The sequence below is a fragment of the Pseudomonas sp. VMV1 genome, assembly GCF_056790235.1.
The window spans coordinates 1-378 of sequence record NZ_JBXGSE010000047.1; the positions used below are offsets into that span (position 1 = coordinate 1).

The window sequence follows — 378 nt, forward strand, 5'->3', positions numbered from 1 at the left end:
GCAGTCTCAGAGCGTTTTCGATCAGCGCATCCACCACTGTCTGGGTGTCTTTCCCTGCCACCTTTACCAGCATCACGTAGCGGCTGTGGCGTTCTACCAGTGTGGCAATCTGACTGTTTTTGCTACCGCACAACAGGTCACCCTCCCAGTGTCCTGGTACCGCACGATCCTCAACCATGGCCGGCCGCTCGCTGATGGAAAGCGTATCGCTGATACGGCCGTGATTGGCGGTTTTCTGGGTGTGATGGCGCGAGCGGCGCATGGCTCGACTGCGGCGCAAATGCTCCAGCAATTCCTTTTTCAATGCGCCACGGGCTTGGATGTAGAGGCTGCGATAGATGGTCTCGTGTGACACCTGATAGGCCGCGTCCGAGTGTG

1 protein-coding gene is annotated in these 378 nt (G+C 58.2%); it reads right to left on the reverse strand.

Translation table 11 applies throughout. The features are described from left to right. Window positions 1-378 (reverse strand): IS30 family transposase (locus ACUCV0_RS24100; protein WP_482213934.1); only part of this gene is annotated, 378 nt, incomplete at both ends.